Source organism: Psychroserpens sp. AS72, assembly GCF_038900375.1.
GTDB lineage: Bacteria > Bacteroidota > Bacteroidia > Flavobacteriales > Flavobacteriaceae > Psychroserpens.
Window position 1 is genome coordinate 13,587 of sequence record NZ_JBBMRC010000010.1, and the last position, 21,760, is coordinate 35,346.

The 21,760-nt window shown below is 31.6% G+C and carries 21 protein-coding genes; 16 read left to right on the forward strand and 5 right to left on the reverse strand.

Features of this window, described 5'->3' with window-relative positions; translation table 11 throughout:
* Positions 1 to 253 precede the first annotated feature (253 nt).
* Genes WNY78_RS15380 through WNY78_RS15395 form a run of 4 tightly spaced genes read right to left on the reverse strand, consistent with a single transcriptional unit; the run spans position 254 to position 3,697 of the window.
* Positions 254 to 1,387, reverse strand: a complete 1,134-nt coding sequence (locus WNY78_RS15380; protein ID WP_342874107.1) for an ATP-binding protein — start codon at positions 1,385 to 1,387, stop codon at positions 254 to 256.
* A gap of 31 nt (positions 1,388 to 1,418) precedes the next feature.
* Entirely contained in the window at positions 1,419 to 2,147 is a 729-nt protein-coding gene (locus tag WNY78_RS15385; RefSeq protein ID WP_342874108.1) for a phosphodiester glycosidase family protein, read from the reverse strand.
* Between the two features lies 1 nt (position 2,148).
* On the reverse strand, positions 2,149 to 2,778 hold the full coding sequence (locus WNY78_RS15390; RefSeq protein WP_342874109.1) for a hypothetical protein: 630 nt from the start codon (positions 2,776 to 2,778) through the stop codon (positions 2,149 to 2,151).
* Positions 2,779 to 2,833: 55 nt separating this feature from the next.
* Entirely contained in the window at positions 2,834 to 3,697 is an 864-nt protein-coding gene (locus WNY78_RS15395) for an aldo/keto reductase (RefSeq protein WP_342874110.1), read from the reverse strand.
* Positions 3,698 to 3,801: 104 nt separating this feature from the next.
* Between WNY78_RS15395 and WNY78_RS15400 the strand changes: the two genes are divergently transcribed.
* The 16 genes from WNY78_RS15400 (at position 3,802) to WNY78_RS15475 (ending at position 21,038) form a co-directional block, all read left to right on the forward strand.
* Positions 3,802 to 4,374 (forward strand): DUF4382 domain-containing protein, encoded by a 573-nt coding sequence (locus tag WNY78_RS15400; RefSeq protein WP_342874111.1) that lies wholly within the window; start codon positions 3,802 to 3,804, stop codon positions 4,372 to 4,374.
* Positions 4,375 to 4,539: 165 nt separating this feature from the next.
* Positions 4,540 to 5,541, forward strand: coding sequence for a MoxR family ATPase (locus WNY78_RS15405; protein WP_342874112.1), 1,002 nt, complete (start codon positions 4,540 to 4,542; stop codon positions 5,539 to 5,541).
* Between the two features lie 120 nt (positions 5,542 to 5,661).
* Complete coding sequence (locus WNY78_RS15410) at positions 5,662 to 6,528, forward strand: DUF58 domain-containing protein (RefSeq protein ID WP_342874113.1); 867 nt, start codon at positions 5,662 to 5,664, stop codon at positions 6,526 to 6,528.
* A gap of 139 nt (positions 6,529 to 6,667) precedes the next feature.
* Entirely contained in the window at positions 6,668 to 8,353 is a 1,686-nt protein-coding gene (locus WNY78_RS15415; RefSeq protein ID WP_342874114.1) for a BatD family protein, read from the forward strand.
* Positions 8,353 to 9,357, forward strand: coding sequence for a VWA domain-containing protein (locus tag WNY78_RS15420; protein WP_342874115.1), 1,005 nt, complete (start codon positions 8,353 to 8,355; stop codon positions 9,355 to 9,357). The genes WNY78_RS15415 and WNY78_RS15420 overlap by 1 nt, the downstream gene beginning before the upstream one ends.
* Positions 9,358 to 9,571: 214 nt before the next feature.
* Positions 9,572 to 10,615, forward strand: coding sequence for a VWA domain-containing protein (locus WNY78_RS15425; RefSeq protein ID WP_342874211.1), 1,044 nt, complete (start codon positions 9,572 to 9,574; stop codon positions 10,613 to 10,615).
* Positions 10,616 to 10,789: 174 nt separating this feature from the next.
* On the forward strand, positions 10,790 to 11,620 hold the full coding sequence (locus WNY78_RS15430; RefSeq protein ID WP_342874116.1) for a tetratricopeptide repeat protein: 831 nt from the start codon (positions 10,790 to 10,792) through the stop codon (positions 11,618 to 11,620).
* Positions 11,621 to 11,729: 109 nt separating this feature from the next.
* Positions 11,730 to 13,505 (forward strand): BatD family protein, encoded by a 1,776-nt coding sequence (locus tag WNY78_RS15435; protein ID WP_342874117.1) that lies wholly within the window; start codon positions 11,730 to 11,732, stop codon positions 13,503 to 13,505.
* Positions 13,506 to 13,507: 2 nt separating this feature from the next.
* Positions 13,508 to 14,266 (forward strand): tetratricopeptide repeat protein, encoded by a 759-nt coding sequence (locus WNY78_RS15440; RefSeq protein WP_342874118.1) that lies wholly within the window; start codon positions 13,508 to 13,510, stop codon positions 14,264 to 14,266.
* Between the two features lie 59 nt (positions 14,267 to 14,325).
* On the forward strand, positions 14,326 to 14,607 hold the full coding sequence (locus tag WNY78_RS15445; RefSeq protein WP_342874119.1) for a hypothetical protein: 282 nt from the start codon (positions 14,326 to 14,328) through the stop codon (positions 14,605 to 14,607).
* 89 nt (positions 14,608 to 14,696) lie between these two features.
* Complete coding sequence (locus WNY78_RS15450; protein WP_342874120.1) at positions 14,697 to 16,289, forward strand: SulP family inorganic anion transporter; 1,593 nt, start codon at positions 14,697 to 14,699, stop codon at positions 16,287 to 16,289.
* Positions 16,290 to 16,295: 6 nt separating this feature from the next.
* The gene (locus WNY78_RS15455; RefSeq protein WP_342874121.1) at positions 16,296 to 17,102 is read left to right on the forward strand and encodes a universal stress protein; all 807 of its coding nucleotides are present in this window, start codon (positions 16,296 to 16,298) and stop codon (positions 17,100 to 17,102) included.
* Between the two features lie 39 nt (positions 17,103 to 17,141).
* Positions 17,142 to 17,768 (forward strand): carbonic anhydrase family protein, encoded by a 627-nt coding sequence (locus WNY78_RS15460; RefSeq protein WP_342874122.1) that lies wholly within the window; start codon positions 17,142 to 17,144, stop codon positions 17,766 to 17,768.
* A gap of 17 nt (positions 17,769 to 17,785) precedes the next feature.
* Entirely contained in the window at positions 17,786 to 18,469 is a 684-nt protein-coding gene (locus WNY78_RS15465; protein WP_342874123.1) for a DUF2490 domain-containing protein, read from the forward strand.
* A gap of 70 nt (positions 18,470 to 18,539) precedes the next feature.
* On the forward strand, positions 18,540 to 20,402 hold the full coding sequence (locus tag WNY78_RS15470; protein WP_342874124.1) for a SulP family inorganic anion transporter: 1,863 nt from the start codon (positions 18,540 to 18,542) through the stop codon (positions 20,400 to 20,402).
* Positions 20,403 to 20,411: 9 nt separating this feature from the next.
* The gene (locus tag WNY78_RS15475) at positions 20,412 to 21,038 is read left to right on the forward strand and encodes a carbonic anhydrase (RefSeq protein ID WP_342874125.1); all 627 of its coding nucleotides are present in this window, start codon (positions 20,412 to 20,414) and stop codon (positions 21,036 to 21,038) included.
* Positions 21,039 to 21,098: 60 nt separating this feature from the next.
* On the opposite strand, the gene WNY78_RS15480 is transcribed toward WNY78_RS15475, so the two are convergent.
* Positions 21,099 to 21,620 carry a CvpA family protein gene (locus WNY78_RS15480; protein ID WP_342874126.1) on the reverse strand — a complete coding sequence of 174 codons (522 nt, stop codon included), beginning with the start codon at positions 21,618 to 21,620 and terminating at the stop codon, positions 21,099 to 21,101.
* Positions 21,621 to 21,760: the final 140 nt, after the last annotated feature.

A 21,760-nucleotide genomic window follows, 5' to 3' on the forward strand; every position in this document is an offset into this window, starting at 1 on the left:
AGTGTTATTTAGGACTTTATTTATAAAATAATTCAAGAAAATTTATTGTGGGAAGTGCTGATGTAACGACTGTTGTAACAGTCTTAAAAAAAACAAAACCTTATTTCATTCTCGACAAGTCGATTTAGAAATAAGGTTATATGTAATTGATTAATAGCAAGACGAATTTCGTGAAAATTAAAGTAGTTGTAGCATAATTACTACAAATAGCAAAAAAAAAGGTATGAACGGTAATTTTTGCAAAATACTCCGATTAACTGTACTTAATTTTCCGTAAAATTCGAGTTGCTTCTTGGAACGATTTGTAAATGTGCTTACTATGAGATTTTAAATAAGGTTTTGCTTCGTTTAATTTGTCTATAGCATCATGAAACAAATTAAGATAACATATAAGATAGGTTGCAGGTAGATTATATAAATCAATGAGTTCGTTTTTGTTAAGACTCAAACCCTTTTTTAGCTTTTCTAGCAGCGCATTATTAGTATTGTAGATATGATGCAATATTTTTTTATCAAATTGAGGTGGCTCAAATAGCAAATTTGTCTCAATATTATAATGTGCATTATCCTCAAAATGGATAATTGTTTCCTCCAATTTATAATATTTGTTTTGATCTTGAAGTCCTAAATTTACATATTCAATAATTTTAAATGTATTGTCATTGTATGCTATTGAAACTTCATCATAAGTAGAAAAAAATAAACGTACCTGTTCATTAATTAATTCTATATCTACTCTAGAGTATAACACATCGTTATTTACTGTTTTCTTTTGACCTGACCAACACAACACAAAATACTCTTTAAAGACTTTATATTGCGGATTATAATCTTTACGCATATTCATAAAATCAAACACACCATCAAGTGTATATTCAATATTATTTTGTGAGTGAGATTCTATAGCATCTACAATTTTAGAATTGACATCCTCAATTTTAATATCAAAAACTTTTGGCATACTCATGCTTCCATCTCTTAAAAACACAGAGCCACCATAATATTTCCAGATATTTTTTCTTAGAGAAGTAATCTTGTCAATAGGTCTAATCGTTACTAATCCAACGACTTTATCATCTGGTAAATGTGGAAACGGAATATTCTCATACTGCACAATTGGAGGATTGCTGAGATAAGCATTGATAAGGTTTTGAATTTTGCTATCATCAAAAAAGCTTACACCAATTATTTGATTGTCCTCGTCCTCAACACCAATAACAATATATGAGTTGTTTTTAGGGTTGCTGTTAGACAGTGCGCAAACATGTTTTAAAAACTTTGCTTTACCTTCTTTATGGGTAATATCAACCTTTCGTTTTTTATCATAAAAACTGTTCTCATCATTATGAGCGAGTAGATTTTTGATAAGGAGTCGTTTATTAATCATGTTTCTTTCCGTGAAAACGGAACTCTGTTTTTTAATTCAAATTTTTAGTTTCTCCAATAATAACTCCAAAATTCCCATCTAATTGCTCCCATTTTTTCTTCGGAAGGTAAGTTCTAGAAACATAGCCATCGAGGTACAACGCATTTTGGCAACCAAGACTTTTAAAGAATTCAGCAAAATCATATAATGTGATGACGTCTTTAGACATTGCGAATAAAAGTGTACCATCTGGTAAAACACCAACACCATTTCTTATATGTAAATTTTTTGAATGGTTTACAAAAACCGGATGAATCTCACCATCAATCACTAGCATTGGTCCAGATTGTGTTGCGTAAGTAATATTTGGATGAGGTTTGAAATCATCAGTTTTACATACTATTCCTGTTTGATCTTTAGTCAGATAGAATATGCCGTTGGGTTGTAAATAAAAGTTACCATAAGCTTCTTTTGTGGTATCTATTTGTTGTTTTGTAATTCCGTTTTCAATAAATAAACCTTGAGGAGAACCATCTTTAAGATACATGCCTCCATTCATAGCAAATACAAGTTCCTGATTTTTAGTTAAGAGCTCCTGTTTTAGAGTTTTAAAATTTCCGAAGTTAGTACCAGTTTCATTTTTATGGTAAAATTTAAGTTTCTGAGTTTTTAAATTTACAATATGACTAACAAAACGATCATCTTCAATTTTTTGAGCAGATGAGGTGCAAGATGTTATAAATATGAGTAGGCAAAAAACAAAGGATATAATTTTATTCATTTTATAAATTACTAATTTCTCTTTCAATATTTTGGCGTGCTTGAGTTTCAAACTTGTTTTGATACAATATCGTAAAATAAATAGACTCGCGTTCTAGAAAATGCTGCATCGCTTTTTTGCGTCCTTTCTTGTATATGAAATCTGGATATATGGCATATTCTTTTCTAATATTCTGGATGTAGTTTTGATAGACGTCCCATTGAGTTCCTAAAATTGATAAATCAATATCTAATATATACGCATTATCATTATTATTGTTTAAAATGACAGTGTGTTTTTCGGTTGATTTTATTAAAATAGTTATGATTTCTATTCGTTTTTCATCAAAATTGAACTGTTTTAATCGATTTTGAGCAAATTCTGCACTTTTTACTTCGTTATTCTTATTGGTGGGTTTGTAAATAATATCATGATACCATATTGAAAATCTAAACGCGTCATAATCATCAATGTCATCTACTAGCGTTTCTGCTTGTTCGAGCATATTATAGATATGACTTAGATTGTGATAGTGTCTACCCTTAGAGGTGTAATGCGTTTGAATCTCATCCCAATATTTTGAAATGAGTTGTTGATCTTCAGTATAAATTGAAGCAAGAGCATTCCATTCTTGTTTTAGCCAATTTATCATGATTTTTTATTTTTAATCATCTTAGTATTAACTCAATACTAAGATTGAAAACTCTTTACGGCACTTTATGTCCTTGACAAGCCACTAATATTTTAAACCAATCTTCTAATTTTAGTTCAATTTGTAATGCTTTTGCAGCATCAGTAATTCGTTGTTTTGTTGTTGTACCTATCACAGGATGAATATGTGATGGATGTTTTAAAATCCAAGCTAAAAGTAATTGGTCTTCAGTAGCATTATATATATCGAGTAGTTCTCCCAATTGTTTATGAATTCGTCTTGTTTGCTCAGTATCTTCTCTAAAAACAGTACCCAAAGGAGACCAAGCCATAGGTGTAATGTTTTTAGTCGTTATATAATCTAATGAGCCGTTATGCATAGCTGTGTGTTGTGTGAGAGAAAATTCTATTTGATTCACAGAAACAGCTACAGATTTTGAAATCAATTCTACTTGAGAAGGTGTGAAATTAGAGACACCAAAGTCCTTAATTAATCCTCTTTTTTTTAAGTCTGAAACGGCTTCTGCAATCTCATCTGGTTGCATTAACGGACTAGGTCTATGCAATAGAAATAAATCTAAATAGTCTGTTTTTAGGAGTTTTAGAGATTCTTCTGCAGACCATATGATGTAGTCTTTGCTATAATCGTAATGCTTTACTGTATTTGATCTAGCTTCACCTACATATTGAATACCACATTTACTAATAAGTTGGATGCTGTCTCTTGATATGCCACTTTCCGCGAAAGCGTGACCAAAATCAGATTCAGTACTATAGTCACCATAAATATCTGCATGGTCAAATGTGGTGATTTGATGTTCTATGCAATGTTGCATAAGGTCAACAATTTGGTTTTTTTGAAGCTTTTTGCCCCAAATTCCCCAAGTCATCGTACCTGCAATTAATCGAGAATATTTCACTTTTTTTTCAGTTTATGATGATTTATTTGCAATTCATGTATAAAAATAGTCAAATCTAGAACAATTGGATATTATTGTAACATATTAATTAATAGTTCCAAATCATGAAAACCTCACGCAATATAAAAATCCTTATCATTGGCTTATTAACTCTATTTTTAATGACTAGTTGTGCTAGTGAATTAGAAACAGAAACCTTTGAAAATAGTAGTTTAATAACCGTAAAATTACAAGGAACACCAAGTACATATAGCAGAGCAAATTTTGAAATCATAGATGTTCAAATTCGTGTTTTAGAAGACGAATCAGATCCAAATGCTTGGGTAAGTTTAAACACAGTGAATACAGGAATTCATGATTTGACAAAAATCACAGACAATACAGTAGTCACTTTAGTTGATTTTGAAGAAATCCCATCTGAGTTTATCTATAATATCAAATTAGTATTTGGAGATTATAACACTGTTGTTGAAAACGGACTAGAATATGTTTTAGATATTGCTCCAGAGTATGATAATGCATCAGTAAATATTGTAGGTAAGCAATTGATATCAAATAAAGTATATGATTTCGTGTTAGTTTTTGATACTGATAATTCTATTGAAATGTCTTCAGAAGGTAATGCAAATCTAAACCCAAAAATGTCTACAGAAATGAGATTATTTAATCTATTTTAGATTAAGATATTACATAAAATAAATCAACAAAATTTAATTAAAGGCAACACATATCGTGTTGCCTTTAACTTTTAACCAAATGTTAACAGCAACTGAGAAAAAATTTTAACAATTTGCACTACTAAATAAAAACGAATTAGTCAGAGCGTTTAAAACAAATTAATAATGGAAGAAACTGGTACAATTGACATTAAAAGCATCAATGAGAAAATAGAAAAAGAAAGTGCTTTTGTTGATTTATTAATAATGGAAATGAATAAAGTCATCGTTGGCCAAAGGCATATGGTAGAACGATTGCTTATTGGACTTCTAGGTCAAGGACATATCTTATTAGAAGGTGTTCCTGGATTAGCAAAAACACTAGCCATTAATACATTATCTCAAGCTGTTGATGGAAGTTTTAGTAGAATACAATTTACACCAGATTTATTACCTGCAGATGTTGTTGGTACATTAATCTATAATATGAAGATTAACGATTTCTCAATAAAGAAAGGTCCAATCTTCGCTAATTTTGTATTGGCAGATGAGATTAACAGGGCACCAGCTAAAGTGCAGTCTGCTTTGTTAGAAGCAATGCAAGAAAAACAAGTGACTATTGGTGATGAAACTTATATTTTAGATAAGCCATTTTTAGTAATGGCAACTCAAAACCCAGTAGAACAAGAAGGAACATATCCATTGCCAGAAGCACAAATTGACCGTTTTATGTTGAAAACGGTTATAGATTATCCAAAACAAGCCGAAGAGCAACTCATTATGAGAGCGAATTTAAAAGGCAGTTGGGAAAAAGTAAATCCTGTTGTGTCTGTTGCTCAAATTATTAGAGCACAAGAAGTTGTTAGAGAGGTTTACATGGATGAGAAAATTGAAAAATATATCCTTGATATTATTTTTGCAACTCGTTATCCAGATCAATATAGACTAGCAGATTTAAAACCATTAATTTCTTTTGGAGCATCACCTCGTGGAAGTATCAACTTGGCTACAGCTGCAAAATGTTACGCATTTATTAAGCGTCGTGGTTATGTGATTCCTGAAGATGTTCGTGCTGTAGTTCATGATGTATTACGACACAGAATTGGAATTACTTACGAAGCAGAAGCAGAGAATGTAACATCTGAAGATATTATAAACAAGATTGTAAACGAAATCGAAGTACCATAAAAGAGTTGGCAGTATTCAGTAGCCAGTCTTCAGTACTTACTCGTATGTAAAAACTGAAAATTTAAACTGAATGCTATATTAGGACTGCTTACTGCAAACTAAACACTGCATACTGAAAAAATGGATACTAAGGAATTACTAAAAAAAGTACGAAAAATTGAGATCAAGACACGACGATTGTCTGATCATATATTTGGAGGCGAATACCATTCGACTTTCAAAGGTCGTGGTATGACTTTTTCTGAAGTTAGACAGTACCAATTTGGTGATGATGTTCGTAATATAGATTGGAATGTTACTGCACGCTACAACGAACCTTATATTAAAGTTTTTGAAGAAGAACGAGAATTAACGATGATGCTCATGGTTGATATTTCGGGTTCTGAGTTGTTTGGTACAGATGAGCAATTTAAAAACGAAATTGTAACAGAGATTGCTGCAACGTTAGCGTTTTCAGCTACTCAAAATAATGATAAAATTGGCTTAATTCTGTTTTCAGATGCGATTGAATTATATATTCCGCCAAAAAAAGGGCGTTCTCATGTTCTAAGAATTATTAGAGAATTAATTGAATTTAAGCCTAAAAGTAAACTCACAGATATTTCTGAAGCACTTAAGTTTTTATCCAATGTGATGAAAAAGAAAGCTATAGTTTTTATGCTTAGCGATTTTATTACAGATGATGAATATAAACAGAATTTAAAAATTGCAGCTGGTCGTCATGATATCACAGGAATTCGGGTTTATGATAAAGGTGAAGAAGAAATTCCAAATCTTGGGATGGTGCAAATGCAAGATGAAGAATCTGGAGAATTGGTGTTAGTAAATACAGCATCAAAACAAGTGAGAACCAATTATAGTCAGTATTACAATGATAAAGTTGGCTATTTTAAAGAGACGTTTACAAAGTCTGGTTCTGGGACAATTGATTGTCGTGTGGACGAGAGTTATGTGAAAAAATTACTAGGTTATTTTAAGAGAAGATGATTTTAGTGTTGATTCACAAGAGTAAAGTAAAAAGTATTAAGTTAGAGTGAAACTCGAATTCGTTTTGAAGAGTTGAATAGAAGTATTAATTATAAAATAGCAAAATGTCAGGTTGAGCGCAGTCGAAACCTATATTAAAATGAATAAAATTAATTCAAATATAAAAGATTTCAATAAAAGTACACTAGGCTTCCGTTTACGGTCTTCAGTCTTATTAATGCTCTTTTTTCTATGCTTTTCTTTCTCTTTTGCTCAAGTCACTTCTTCAATAGATACCACAAAAATTAGGATTGGTGAGCAAATTACGTTCAAGGTAAAAGTAGAAGCAGATACTACAGATTTAGTTGTTTTTCCAGAAGGTCAAACTTTTATGCCTTTGGAGATGATCGAATCTTACAAGGTTGATACGACTAAAAATAACAGCAAATTTCAGCTTATAAAAGAATATGCATTAACGCAATTTGATTCTGGTGCATATACTATTCCGAAGCAAAAAATAATTGTTGGAGATAAAACTTTTTTTACAGATTCGTTGCGTGTTGAAGTTAAAACCATCACTGTAGATACTACAAAGCAAAAGCTTTTTGATATTAAACCAATGATTACCGTTGAAAAAGCCTCAAGCAATTGGTGGTTGTATGTGCTTCTTGGTTTATTAGCTTTGGCATTAATCGGTTTAGCTTTGTATTGGTTAATATGGCGAAAAAAACCACTCACAGAAGAAGAGGAAATTGCATTACTTCCTCCTTATGATAGAGCTAAAATGGCTTTAAAGAAATTAGATGAGAGTGATTACCTTCAGAAGTCAGCTTTAAAAGATTACTACTCTGAGCTAACATTCATCATAAGAAAATATCTTGATGAAAAAGTCTACGATCGTGCTCTAGAAAGTACTACAGATGAGTTAATAGATCGTCTAAACATCCTTAGAGATGCCAACCAAATTGAGTTGAGTAATGATGATATAAAAAATATTGAAACGATTCTGAAACGTGCCGATTTGGTAAAATTTGCAAAATCAGCACCAGATATCGAATTGGCAAAACTAGATAGAAATACGATTGATGTAGAAATTGATCAAGTCAAAGAAGCATTACCAGAACCAACCGAAGAAGAAAAACTACTTGATGAGCAATATAGAGACGAACAAGAACGTAAACAGAAGCGTAAAAAGATTTGGCTCACTGTTGCGGCAAGTGTTTTAATTCTCATAGCAACATTTGTAGGTTTTGGTGTTAAATACGGTTTTAAATATGTTGTTGATACAATCATTGGCGAAGAAAGTAAAGAGTTATTAGAAGGTAACTGGGTGCGCAGTGATTATGGTGTGCCACCAATTATGATTTCGACTCCTGTAGTTTTAGAGCGTATAGAAATGAAAGATATTGACAGTACGCAACAAATAAAAATGACCATGTTTTCTTATGGTGATTTAGATTCTGACATGAATATTTTGGTGAGTACTTCTAAATATAAAGACCTAGGTAAAAATGCCGAAGGAGAGCCTAATAAAATAGATTTGAACTTAGCAATAGAAGGCAATCTTAAAATTTACGAAAATAATGGTGCTAAAAATCTCATTGTCAAAAAAGAACAATTTATAACCCCTAATGCTGCCGAAGGTTTAAAAGCCTATGGTACAGCACAATTTCCAACAGATAAAAAAGACGAATTTAGGGAAGCAGAATATGTCATTCTAGCGTTCACTTCAGAAAACGTCTTACAACAAATCGTTTTAGTTTGGAATAACCAAAACGAATACACCAATCAAACTATTGATCGTATTATAGATTCTGTAGAACTTAAAAAACTAGAAGAAGAGTAATGTTTGAAGGGATAGAATTTTTAAATAAAGAGTTTTTCTGGTTGTTTTTATTGCTACCATTAGCAATCGTATGGTATGTTTTTAAAAGAAAACAACAAACTGCAGAACTCAAAATGTCCAGCATTAAAGGGTTTAAAGTTGGGAGTTCTTTACTTCCAAAATTGCGACCGTTATTGTTTGTATTACGATTAGCTGCATTATCATTTTTGATTTTAGCTTTAGCAAGACCACGAACCTCAGACGAGACCACAAAAACAAAAACCACTAAAGGTATTGATATCGTCATGGCAATAGATGTGTCTGCAAGTATGTTGGCTAAAGATTTATTACCAAACCGATTAGAAGCTTTAAAAAAGGTCGCAGGAGAATTTATAAAAGGCAGACCAAACGATCGCATTGGTTTGGTAGAATATGCAGGAGAAAGTTATACAAAAACACCAATTACAAGTGATAAAAGTATTGTGCTGCGTTCGCTTAGAGATATAAAATATAATACGGTTATAGAAGGTGGAACTGCCATTGGAATGGGTTTAGCAACATCTGTCAACCGTTTAAAAGACAGTAAAGCAAAGAGTAAGATTATTATTCTACTAACAGATGGAGTTAATAATTCCGGATTTATTGATCCTAAAATTGCAAGTGAGCTAGCAGTAGAATATGGCATAAAAGTATATACGATAGGTTTAGGAACAAATGGAATGGCTTTATCGCCTTATTCAATTTTACCTAATGGAAGTTTTCAATACAGAAGAGTACAAGTAGAAATTGATGAAGAGCTCCTAAACGAGATTGCAGATGTCACTGGCGGAACTTACTTTAGAGCAACCGATAACAAGAAATTAAAAGAAATTTATAACGAAATAAATAAACTCGAAAAGACAGAAATCGAAGAGATTAAATACACAACGTATGATGAAAAATATCGTCCGTTAATTTTAATCGCTTTAGGCTTACTACTAATTGAAGTATTGCTGAGGTTTACTGTATTTAGAAGTTTTGTTTAAGCAAGAGTGAAAATTCGTTAATTCGTAGCAAAACAAATCTACGATTAAACGAAAAAAAATAAAAAAATAACTTAAGAGTAAGTTTTAAAACATGAGTGGAACGATTCCACGAATAAACAAAAAACAACTCAACAGTAATAATAAGAATAAATTTAAGGTAAGAGTAATACAGCTCAACACCTTAACAACAAACAACAAACAACTAAACAATTATATGTTTGACTTTCAATTAGAAGAAAAAGTTTGGTTTTGGATTTTACTGGCTATTCCAGTAATCATCCTACTATTTGCTGTCCTTCAGTTTTGGAAATATAGAACGCAAAAACGTTTTGCTAATTCTAAACTATTAAAGCGTTTGAGCCCAAATCAATCGTTGTTTAAATCCATTTTAAAGATTGTTGTATTGTGTTTAGCAATTGCTTGTTTCGCTATTGCATTGGTCAATCCTAAAATTGGCACGAAGCTAGAAACCGTAAAACGTCAAGGTGTTGATATTGTTTTTGCTGTTGATGTCTCTAAAAGTATGTTGGCAGAAGACGTCGCACCAAATAGACTAGAGAAATCAAAACAATTGGTGACCCAAATCATCAATAACTTGGCAAGTGATCGCGTTGGGATTATTGCATATGCTGGGAAAGCGTTTCCACAATTGCCTATTACTACAGATTATGCCTCAGCAAAAATGTTTCTCAATAACATGAACACAGATATGTTGTCTTCTCAAGGTACTGCAATTAGTGAGGCGATTGAATTAGCAAAAACGTATTTTGATGATGAAGAGCAGACTAATCGTGTATTGATTATTATTTCAGATGGTGAAGATCATGGCGAAATGGCAAGCAATATTGCAGAAGAAGCGAGTGATGAAGGCATCAGGATTTTTACCATTGGTGTTGGTGATGTTAAAGGAGGTCCAATCCCAATTAAACGTAACGGCATTTTACTCAATTACAAAAAAGATAATCAAGGGGAAACCGTTGTCACTAAACTCAACGAGGAAACTTTAAAGGATATCGCAGACGAAGCCAATGGAGCTTACATCAATGGTAACAATACAGCAGACGTTATCAAAGAAATTAAAGAGATTCTCAATAACATGGATAAAACCGAATTTGAAGCCAAAGAATTCGCAGATTATAAAGACCAATTTCAATGGTTTTTAGGTTTTGGAGTTTTCTTTTTATTCTTAGATATTTTCTTCCTAGAACGTAAAACAGGTTGGTTGAAACGACTCAATTTGTTTAATGAGAATTTTTAGGGTTGCTTCGGAAATGTTATAAATTGGAAGCTGTGACTAAAAATACAATTCCATTCAACACCAACCCATCCAATATTTTATAAATTCTTTAACTATATAAAGTTCACTAGTTTTATATCTTGCTAAGCGTTTTGCTTATGTCTAATTGACATTAAGATAAAGATTATTAAAATTATGAAGTTATACATCACATACATTTTCATTTTAATCTCTGGATTGTCTTTTGCACAAGATAAAGACAAAGAAAAAGAGAAACAGCTAGCCTTAGAAAGTGCCAAGAACTATGTCTATGAAGGTAATGAGCTAATTGATGCAGATAATTATATCAATGCAGAGATGGAGTATAGAAAAGCCATTTCTCAAGCACCATCTGTAGTTGCTGGTTCTTATAATTTAGGAAACACCTATTACGATAAAGGCAATTATGAAGAAGCGTTATATCGTCATACAGAAGCTGCAAAAAACGCAACCTCAAAAACAGAAAAGCATAACGCATACCACAATATGGGTAATGTGTTAATGAAAGAAGAGTTGTGCAAAGAAGCTGTTGAAGCTTATAAAAGTGCTTTGCGTAACGATCCAACTGATGATGAAACACGTTACAATCTTGCAATAGCTCAAGAATGTGCAGCACAACAACAGCAAGAACAAGACAAAGAAGAAGATAAAAAAGACGAGGATAAAGAAAACGAAGATAAAAAAGAGGACAAAAAAGAAGACGAGAAAAAGGAGGATCCTAAAGACGAAGGCGATCAAGATAAAAAAGATGGTGAAGACCAAAAAGATGAAGATGGAAAGCCAAAAGATGAAAAAGATCAAGGTAAAGGCGATAAGAAAGATGATAAAAAAGAAGAAGGCAAACCTAAACCACAACCAGGACAATTATCACCACAACAAATTAAGAACCTGTTAGAAGCCATGAACAATCAAGAACAAAAAGTTCAAGAGAAGATGAATGCCGAAAAACAAAAAGGAGCTAAGGTGAAAACTGAGAAAGACTGGTAGTTTTCAGTCACAGTTATCAGTAATAAGAAAGTTCAATAGTAAAAGAGACGAAAACAAAATTATAACAGATTAAAAATTAATTCTTAACATTTCCGAAGAAAAAATTGAGATGAAACTCATAAAACACATATCTATATTATTAATTGTACTCACATCGAGTATGACGTTTGCGCAGATTAAATTTGAAGCTAAAGTCAGCAAGACGAAATTAGGTCAAAACGAACGACTACGTGTTGATTTCACTATGAACAAGGATGGTGATAATTTTGAAGCTCCAGATTTTGAAAACTTTCAAGTCATTGGAGGACCAAACACATCTGTGAGTAATTCATGGCTCAATGGAGCACATTCTTACGCAAAAACGTACAGTTATTTTTTGGCTCCACAAAAGAAAGGACGATTTACAATAAAGAGCGCAAGTATTGAAATTGAAGGTAAAACCTATAAAACAAATGCAGTTACAGTACAAGTTACAAACGAAGTAAAACGACCTAATGACCCTTATAATGTAGAAGGTATTGCCTCTGAGAATATTCATTTAGTGGCTGAGGTTTCTAATGAGAATCCTTATCTTAATGAAGCAATTACTGTGGTTTATAAACTCTATGTGTCGTCAAATACCGGAGTGAGTAATTGGAGAGAAGTAGAGAATCCAAGATATAATGATTTTTGGAGTCAGAAGATAGATACTAAGGGTTTAAGAATCCAAAATGGAACCTATAAAGGTGAAGATTATCGATATGTAGTGCTTCGGAAAACGGTACTCTATCCACAAAAATCTGGTAAATTAGAGATAGAGCCCTTAAAACTAGATGTGACTGTTGAAGTGCCAACGAACCGAAGAGATATTTTTGGAGGCATGCATATGGCTCAAACCAATAGAACGGTTTCTGCAGGAAGTAGAACAATTAACGTAAAAGCGTTACCAGAAGAAGGAAAACCAGATGATTTTACAGGAGCAGTTGGTGATTTTAAGTTTAATGTGATGACCTCAAAATCTGAGCTTAATGCTTCGGAAAGTTTACGAGCTACAGTACAAGTAACAGGAAAAGGAAATCTTAAACTTTTTCAATTACCAAAACTTACATTACCAAGTTCTTTAGAGGTTTACGAACCAGAGCACAACGAAACAATAAGAACTTATCAAGGTGGAATGCAAGGATCTATTTCAGATAGCTATACGATTGTTCCGCAGTATAAAGGAAAATATCCTATACCAAGTGTTTCATTCTCATATTTTGATTTAGAGACTGAAACTTATAAACGTGTGACTTCTGGAGAGATTATTATTGATGTGATTGAAGGTCCAATAAATACCACAGCTGGAGATGATAATTTAGCAACAGCTAATGGTGATTCAAGAGAGACAACATTACAAAGTGATCAATTTGCATTTGTAAAAACAAAAGCGAATTTAAAGCCTATCGCATCTGATGATTTCTTTAAATCAACTGCATTTTGGAGTTCATTATTATCACCATTATTGTTGATTCCGTTAGCGCTTGTATATCGTAAAGAAAAGGAAAAACGTAATGCAGATGTCTTCGGAAATAAAATAAGAAAAGCAGATAAGCTTGCCAGAAAATACTTAGGAGAAGCCAAAAAAGCTTTGGGTAACAAAGAAGCATTTTACATCGCTCTTGAAAAAGCACTACATAATTACCTGAAAGCGAAATTACAGATTGAAACGAGTGATTTCAGTAAAGAAAAAATTGAAGAGATTCTAATCGAGCGACAAGTTAATGAGCCAACGGTAAAAGAATTTATTAGCATTTTAGAACATTGTGAACTGGCAAGATATACACCAATCACTAATGTAGAAATGCAACAAGATTATGAAAAAGCAGCATCAACGATTTCAATAATAGATAAAGAGATACAATAGAGATGAAACCTATACTTTACATACTCATATTTCTATTAGGCACACTATCATTTGCTCAAAACAAAAAAGTTTTTGAGCAAGCCAACACTTTGTATAATGATGGTAATTATACCGAAGCCTTAACTAAATACACCTCTATTTTAGATCAAGGCCATCATTCTGCAGAGTTATATTACAACATTGCAAATGCACATTATAAGTTAAATCATGTGGCTCCTAGTATTTACTATTACGAGAAGGCATTATTGTTAAAACCTAATGATAAAGAGATTTTAAACAACTTAGCGTATGCTAAAAATATGACTATTGATGCTATTGAAATAGTACCAGAAGTTGGTTTTTCTAGAGTGATTAAAAAAGCTACTAATATTATGGTTTTTGATAATTGGGCTAAATTATCGGTTGTATTAGTCGTGCTTTTTGTGTTGCTATTTTTAATGTATTACTTTTCTCAAAGCACATCAAAAAAACGTTTGGCATTTATTACGAGTGTATCAGCATTAATATTGGCTTTTATTGCACTTGCTTTTGCATTTAATAGCTATGATCTTGATCAAAAAAATCAAATAGCAATTGTTTTTGCTCAGGAAAGTCAAATTAAAAACGAACCTAATTTACGAAGTGAAGAAGCCTTTAAACTTCATGAAGGTACAAAGGTGCAAGTGATTGATACGGTTGCTAATTGGAAAAAAATAAAGCTATCAGATGGTAAAACAGGTTGGGTTATTACTGATGACATAAAATTAGTAACAGATTTTTAAAAATTCCTTAACACTTTTAAGGTCTTGTTACCGTATATTTGCACTTCAAATTTCAATTTATGTATAGAAAAACCATTGCAATTTTATTTTCGGTTATATTTGTGGCGTTAATTACTGCGCCAGCAATAATCATTGCTGTGGATGATTCTATTGATGTTTCTATTTTTTACAGTATTACTGAAGAAGAAGAAAAAGAAACCATAAAAGTATTTCCTCCAAATGAACTATACGAGGATGACTATTTGTTAACCTCTGGTGCTAATGATAATTTAGGATATTTCTTTAAAAATTACCTAAAACCGCATTTAAATATCATCTCTCCACCACCTGATTTTATTTAATATTTTTTCGATCGACATTTAATGTCCCCAAAATAAATATTAAAACAACTATTGAAATCTTTTCAATAGTAAAAAATCATTATATAAAAATGTTTAAAACATTAAAAAACGACTTGCCTGCAAGTGTCGTTGTATTTTTTGTGGCATTACCTTTATGTTTAGGTATTGCTTTAGCCAGTGGAGCACCTCTTTTCTCTGGTTTAATTGCTGGAATTATTGGAGGAATTATAGTAGGAGCCTTAAGTGGTTCTAAAATTGGAGTTAGTGGACCAGCAGCTGGTTTAGCAGCAATTGTATTAACAGCTATAGGTACTTTAGGAGGTTATGAAAACTTTTTAGTCGCTGTTGTATTAGGTGGTGTCATTCAATTACTTTTTGGAGTTTTAAAAGCTGGAATTATTGGATATTACTTTCCATCGTCAGTTATTAAAGGTATGCTTACTGGAATAGGTATTATCATTATTTTAAAACAAATTCCTCACTTTTTTGGTTATGATGGAGAACCTGAGGGTTCAGATAGTTTTACCTGGTCTTCTGGTGAAAATACATTTTCTGCACTATTGAATATATTTGACAATCTCATAGTTGGTTCTATGGTTGTTGGCTTTATTGCTTTGGGCATTTTGTTATTATGGAGTAACGTATTGGTTAAAAAAGGAAAGTTTTTTGAGATTATACAAGGCCCTTTAGTTGCTGTGGTTGTAGGTATTATTTTTTATATGGTAACACAATCTAGTGAATCATTGGCTATTGCAGAAACACATTTAGTAAGTGTTCCTGTTCCAGATAGTTTCGATTCTTTTATTGGCCAATTTAGTTTTCCTAATTTCATGGTTATTACAAATCCTGAAGTTTGGATTGTTGCATTTACTATTGCCTTGGTGGCAAGTTTAGAAACTTTATTATGTGTGGAAGCAACTGATAAATTAGATCCAGACAAAAATGTAACTCCAACAAATAGAGAACTTTTAGCACAAGGAACGGGTAATATATTATCGGGTTTAATCGGAGGTCTTCCAATTACACAAGTAATTGTAAGAAGTTCTGCCAATATTCAGTCTGGTGGTAAAAGTAAAATGTCGGCAATTATTCATGGATTTTTATTACTGATTTCAGTGATTTTAATCCCAACTTTACTTAATAAAATCCCATTATCTGTTTTAGCTGCAATTTTATTAATTGTTGGTTATAAATTAGCAAAGCCTGCTTTATTTGTAAAAATGTATAAGTTAGGATGGAAACAATCAGTGCCATTTTTTGTTACTGTTTTTGGTATTGTATTTATGGATTTATTAGTAGGTATTGGCTTAGGTTTAGCTGTTGGAGTAGTAGTTATATTGTTAAAAAGCTACCAAAACTCTCACTTTTTACATATTGAAGATAAAAGTAACGGAAAACATAGAATTAAAATGGAGCTTGCTGAAGAAGTGACATTTTTTAACAAAGGTGCTATTTTAAAAGAATTAGATAGTTTGCCAAGAGATACTTATTTAGAATTTGATGTCACTAAAACTAGATATTTAGACTATGATATAGTTGAAATACTCGATGATTTTGCCTTTAAAGCAAAAGAAAGAAATATTGATATTCGATTAATTTCAAAAAGAGGTATTGTTGAAAATCCACCGAGTTTTATTGAGTTTTTTCAATTGAGACCAAAATCAAATATTAGTTTAAGTTAGAATAAAATGAAAAATAATAAATATAAAATATTAGTACTTGCAGATTTAAAGAAATCTGCAAGTACAATCTTAAAAAGCAGTGTGAGTTTAGCCAAAATGATTGATGGTGAAATATCTTTGTTTCACGTTAAAAAGCACATTGACATTGTAAAAAGAGATAATCAATTCTCTGCAATGAGAACTTTAAATGAAGAGCATAATAATATTAAAAAGGCAATTGTTACATTAGTGAATGACACTTCAAAAACGTATGATGTAAAAGTTACAGGTAATTATGCTTTCGGAAAAGTAAAAGAAGAAATACAAAAGCAAATTAAACTTTATAATCCAGATATTATAGTTTTAGGTCAACGTGATCCAGCATCATTCAAACTAATTGGTGATAGTATAACTCGTTTTATACTAAAAAAGTTTAATGGAATTATAATGATTGCTTCAAATGAAAACGCATTGGTTCCAAATGAAAAAATGACATTAGGCGTTTTAAATGGTTCTAATAAAATTTTTGACACTAAATTATCTAAAGATTTGATAACGCATACAACAACTCCATTAAAATCTTTTAAAATTGTAAATAGTCAGGAATCAGATATGAATCCTTTAGATTTAAATGAAGAAAAAATGATCGAGTATGTCTTTGAGCAAAATGATAATGCTATAACAACACTTTCATCATATCTACTTAAAAATAACATTAATTTGTTATGTGTTGATAGGGCTAATACTAAAACCAAGAATAAAAAAAATACAAATACACCATTAAAAGAAGTGGTTAACAAGTTAAATGTTTCATTATTAGTTTCAGAAGCATAATTATAAATATTATTTTAATAAACATAAAAACATATACATATGAAAGCGCATACAAAAGAAACTCAAGCGACAATGACACCAGATAAGTCATTACAATATTTAATAGAAGGAAATCAAAGATTTCAAGATAATTTAAAAGCAAATCGTAACCTTTTAGAACAAGTAAATGATACTAGCGATGGTCAATTTCCATTTGCAACAATTTTAAGTTGTATCGATTCTAGAGTATCAGCAGAATTGGTTTTTGACCAAGGATTAGGTGATGTTTTTAGCGTACGTATTGCAGGTAATTTTGTAAACGAAGATATTTTAGGAAGCATGGAATTTGCTTGCAAATTAGCAGGAACAAAACTAATCGTAGTTTTAGGTCATACAAGTTGTGGTGCGGTAAAAGGCGCTTGTGATCATGCAGAAATGGGTAATTTAACGAAGCTAATAGAAAAAATTACACCTGCAGTAAATGCAGTTTCAGAACCTAAAGATGAAAGCTTACGAACGTCTAAAAATTTAGATTTTGTTGATGAAGTCTCTAAGAAAAACGTAGAATTAACTATAGATAGAATTCATGCCGAAAGTCCAATTTTAACAGAGATGGAAAAAAATGGTGAGATTAAGATAGTTGGAGCAATGTACGATATCAATACTGGTGCTGTTGAGTTTTATTAATAAAAAACAACCCATTGATGAGTCAATTTAAAATGAAAAAGAAAAGCAAAATAGCAGCACTAATTATTGTATTAGTGTTGCCGCTTTTTGCTATGTGTCAAGATAGTAATTTAGGTAATTGGTTAATATACATTGGTAACAAAAAATTAAATTCTAAGTGGAATATTCATAATGAAGTTCAATATAGAAATTATAATGCTGTTGGTGATTTAGAACAGTTGCTTTTAAGAACTGGAATTGGCTATAATTTATCAGAAAATAATAACAATCTATTACTCGGTTATGGTTATATTCTATCCGAAAATTATATAGGTGATACAGACGACAAAATATCTGTAAATGAACACAGAATTTTTCAACAGTTTACCACAAAACAGAACATTGGTAAAGTAGGTTTAAGTCATCGCTACCGTTTTGAACAACGCTTTGTAGAAGACGATTTTAAAATGCGTTTAAGGTATTTCTTAGGAATAAAAATTCCGCTTCAATATAAAGAAGAAGGTAAAAACCCTCTCTATCTTTCATTGTATAACGAAATATTTTTAAATACTAAATCTTCTGTTTTTGACAGAAACAGAGTGTTTGGTGGTTTAGGATATGAATTTTCAGATAATTTGAGATTTGAATTAGGTTATATGAACCAGTTTTTTGAAACATCTGGAAGAGATCAAATTAATATTATAGCATTTGTAAATTTCTAAGAAATCTTTATTAAAGCGCTTTTATATAAATAAAAATTAGAGTATTTTAATGCATTACTAAAACTAAACTATGAAGAACTTATTTTCTAATATTAAAGGAGATGCCTTTGGTGGAATTACCGCAGGAATAGTAGCCTTACCATTAGCACTAGCTTTTGGAGTATCCTCAGGTTTAGGACCAGAAGCAGGTCTGTATGGAGCCATTTTTATTAGCTTTTTTGCAGCTCTATTTGGAGGAACAGCAACGCAAATCTCGGGTCCAACAGCACCAATGACAGCTGTTAGTATGGTTATTATTGCAGGTATTGTTGCTGCAAATGATGGAAGTGTAGAAAAAGCATTACCAGCTATTTTAACCGTTTTCTTATTAGCAGGTTTAATACAAGTTGGTCTTGGATTAATAGGGATTGGGAAATATATAAGATATATTCCATATCCTGTAGTTTCTGGTTTTATGACTGCTATTGGAGTTATAATATTACTTACTCAAATTTTACCTTCAATTGGGTATTATCCAAAGGAAGACGAAGCTTTTGTAGAACAATTTAAACCACAAGCTGAAGAAGTTATATTAGAGAATATTTTAAAAGAAGAAGCAGGAGAAGGAATATTAGTTCTTGAAAATTTTAAAGAAACTATAGATCGAGCTGAACTAATTACTCCAGAACAAATTTTAAACGAATCTCAAACATTAGCAGCTAAAGAAGCTTCTGGTACTGTTGGAGCAATAAAAGTATTACCAAGAGCTTTAAAGAATATTAATTGGTTAGAACTGATATTAGCTTTAGGAACCATATTTATTATTTATGGTTTTAAGCGTATTACAACTGCAATACCAAGTACATTAGTTGCCCTTATTATAATGTCAGGAATTGCCTATGGATTTAATTTAGGATATAGACCTATTTCCGAAATCCCTGGAGGTATCCCAATTCCAAGATTAGAAATGTTTACTAGTTTTAGTTTAGGTAGTGTAACACCTTATATTTTTACAGCACTTACACTTTCTCTTCTAGGCGCAATAGATTCTTTGTTAACAAGTGTCGTTGCAGATAACATGACCAAGACTAAACACAAACCAAACAAAGAATTAATTGGTCAAGGTATTGGTAATAGTATTGCTGCTCTTTTTGGAGGTATTCCTGGAGCTGGAGCAACAATTAGAACCGTTGTAAATATTAATGCTGGAGGTAAAACTAAATTATCTGGTATGATTGCAGGAATCATGCTATTACTTATAATGTTAGTGTTAGCACCAGTTGCCTCAAAAATCCCTGCTGCAGTTCTAGCAGGTATTTTAATAACTGTTGGTATTGGTGTAATGGATTATAAAGGGTTAAAAGCAATTCCAAGTTTACCAAGAGATATTAAATTAGGACCTATAAAGTTAAGTTCAGAAGTTCTAATAATGATAGTTGTATTATTACTATCAACATTTTGGGATTTAATTTATGCAGTAGGAATTGGTCTAATAATAGCTTCATTAATGTTTATGAAGAAAATAGGAGATTTGACAGCAGAACGTTCTGATGTGAAATCATTAAACGAGGAGGCTTGGGATGATGAAGGGGCTTTTCCTACTAATTTAAAAGAAGAAGTATTTATTAAACACCTTAAAGGGCCATTATTTTTTGGTTCTACTAGTGATTTCCAAGCGTTAACAGATCAGATTCCTAAAACTGCAAAAACGGTTATTCTAAGACTAGGTCGTATGCAATATATGGATCAATCTGGACTATATGCCATGGAAGATATGCTACTAGAATTAAAAAAGAATGATGTTGAAGTATTATTCGTCGGACTTTTAAAACAGCCAAGATATATGATGGAACGAATTGATATAATTCCTGACTTTATTCCAAATGAACATATTTTTAAAGATTTTAAAACCTGTTTAAAGTGGGTTCAAAAAAATATTAAGGACACCATATAAAAACATATCATGAATCTAGATAACGTATTTAAAAATAATGAAAAGTGGATCAAAGATAAACTGGCTTCCGATCCTAATTATTTTGAAGAATTAGGTAAAGGTCAAAACCCAGAATTATTATTTATTGGTTGTTCAGACAGTAGAGTAACTGCAGAAGAATTAATGGGACTCGGTCCTGGAGATGTTTTTGTGCATCGAAATATTGCAAATATGGTATCAGGAATTGACCTCAACGCTATGTCTGTTGTAGAATATGCTGTAACACACTTAAAAGTTAATCATGTTGTAGTTTGTGGTCACTATGCTTGTGGTGGAGTAAAAGCGGCTATGCAATCTGCAGATTTAGGTGTGCTCAATGGTTGGTTAAGAAACATCAGAGATGTTTACAGAATACATCATGATGAACTTAATGCTATAAAGGACGAAGAAAAAAAGTATGACAGACTTGTAGAACTCAACGTTCAAGAACAATGTGTCAATTTAATTAAAACTGCAGCTGTTCAAAAAGCTTATAGAGATAGAGCTTTAAAAGTACATGGTTGGGTTTTTGATGTCCACACAGGAAAATTAATTGATTTAAAAATAAATTTTGAAAAATATCTAAATGATATTATGGAAATTTATCACCTAGATTAAAAATCTTTTCAAGAAATAAGAAATACAAACTGTCTATGAAAATAGGCAGTTTTTTTATGTCTAAGCATCAGTCTCAGCATGTTCTGAAGTAGCTTCTTTTCCTTTGTTTAAAATACTTGGAAAAATCATTGGAGCTAGAGATTTTACTGGTTCATAAAGTATAGAATCCTTTAAATCTTCTTCATCTGCAAAGGGAATAGTATTATTCATATTATCAAAAACAATAAGAAGTATACTTAAAATTAATCCAATCTTAAGTGCACCAAAAACACCACCTAAAAGCTTATTTAAAATCCCAAGAGCAGCAAAATCTGCTAGTTTAGTTAATGCTTTTCCGGCAAGAGCAATAATTAAAACGATGATAACAAATGTAACAGCAAAAGCAACAATATTTATATATTTTTCATCCCAATCGAGCTTGCTATCTAAAAATTCCGCAGCATAATTACTAAAATGAATCGCACCATAAATCCCAGCAACAAGAGCAACTAAAGAAGCAACTTCAACAAAAAGTCCTTTCATAACACCTCTTATGAGACCAAAAAGTAAAAGTGCACCCAATATAATATCAATGATTGTCATAGTAATAGTTTGTTTTAACCTGAACACAGGTTTATAACAAACCTACATAATTTTTCTCATTTTAAAATAATAACGTCTTTTGAGACCTTATAGTTTACTAACTTTGCAATCTTAATTAATAAAAAATGATTTTCGTACCT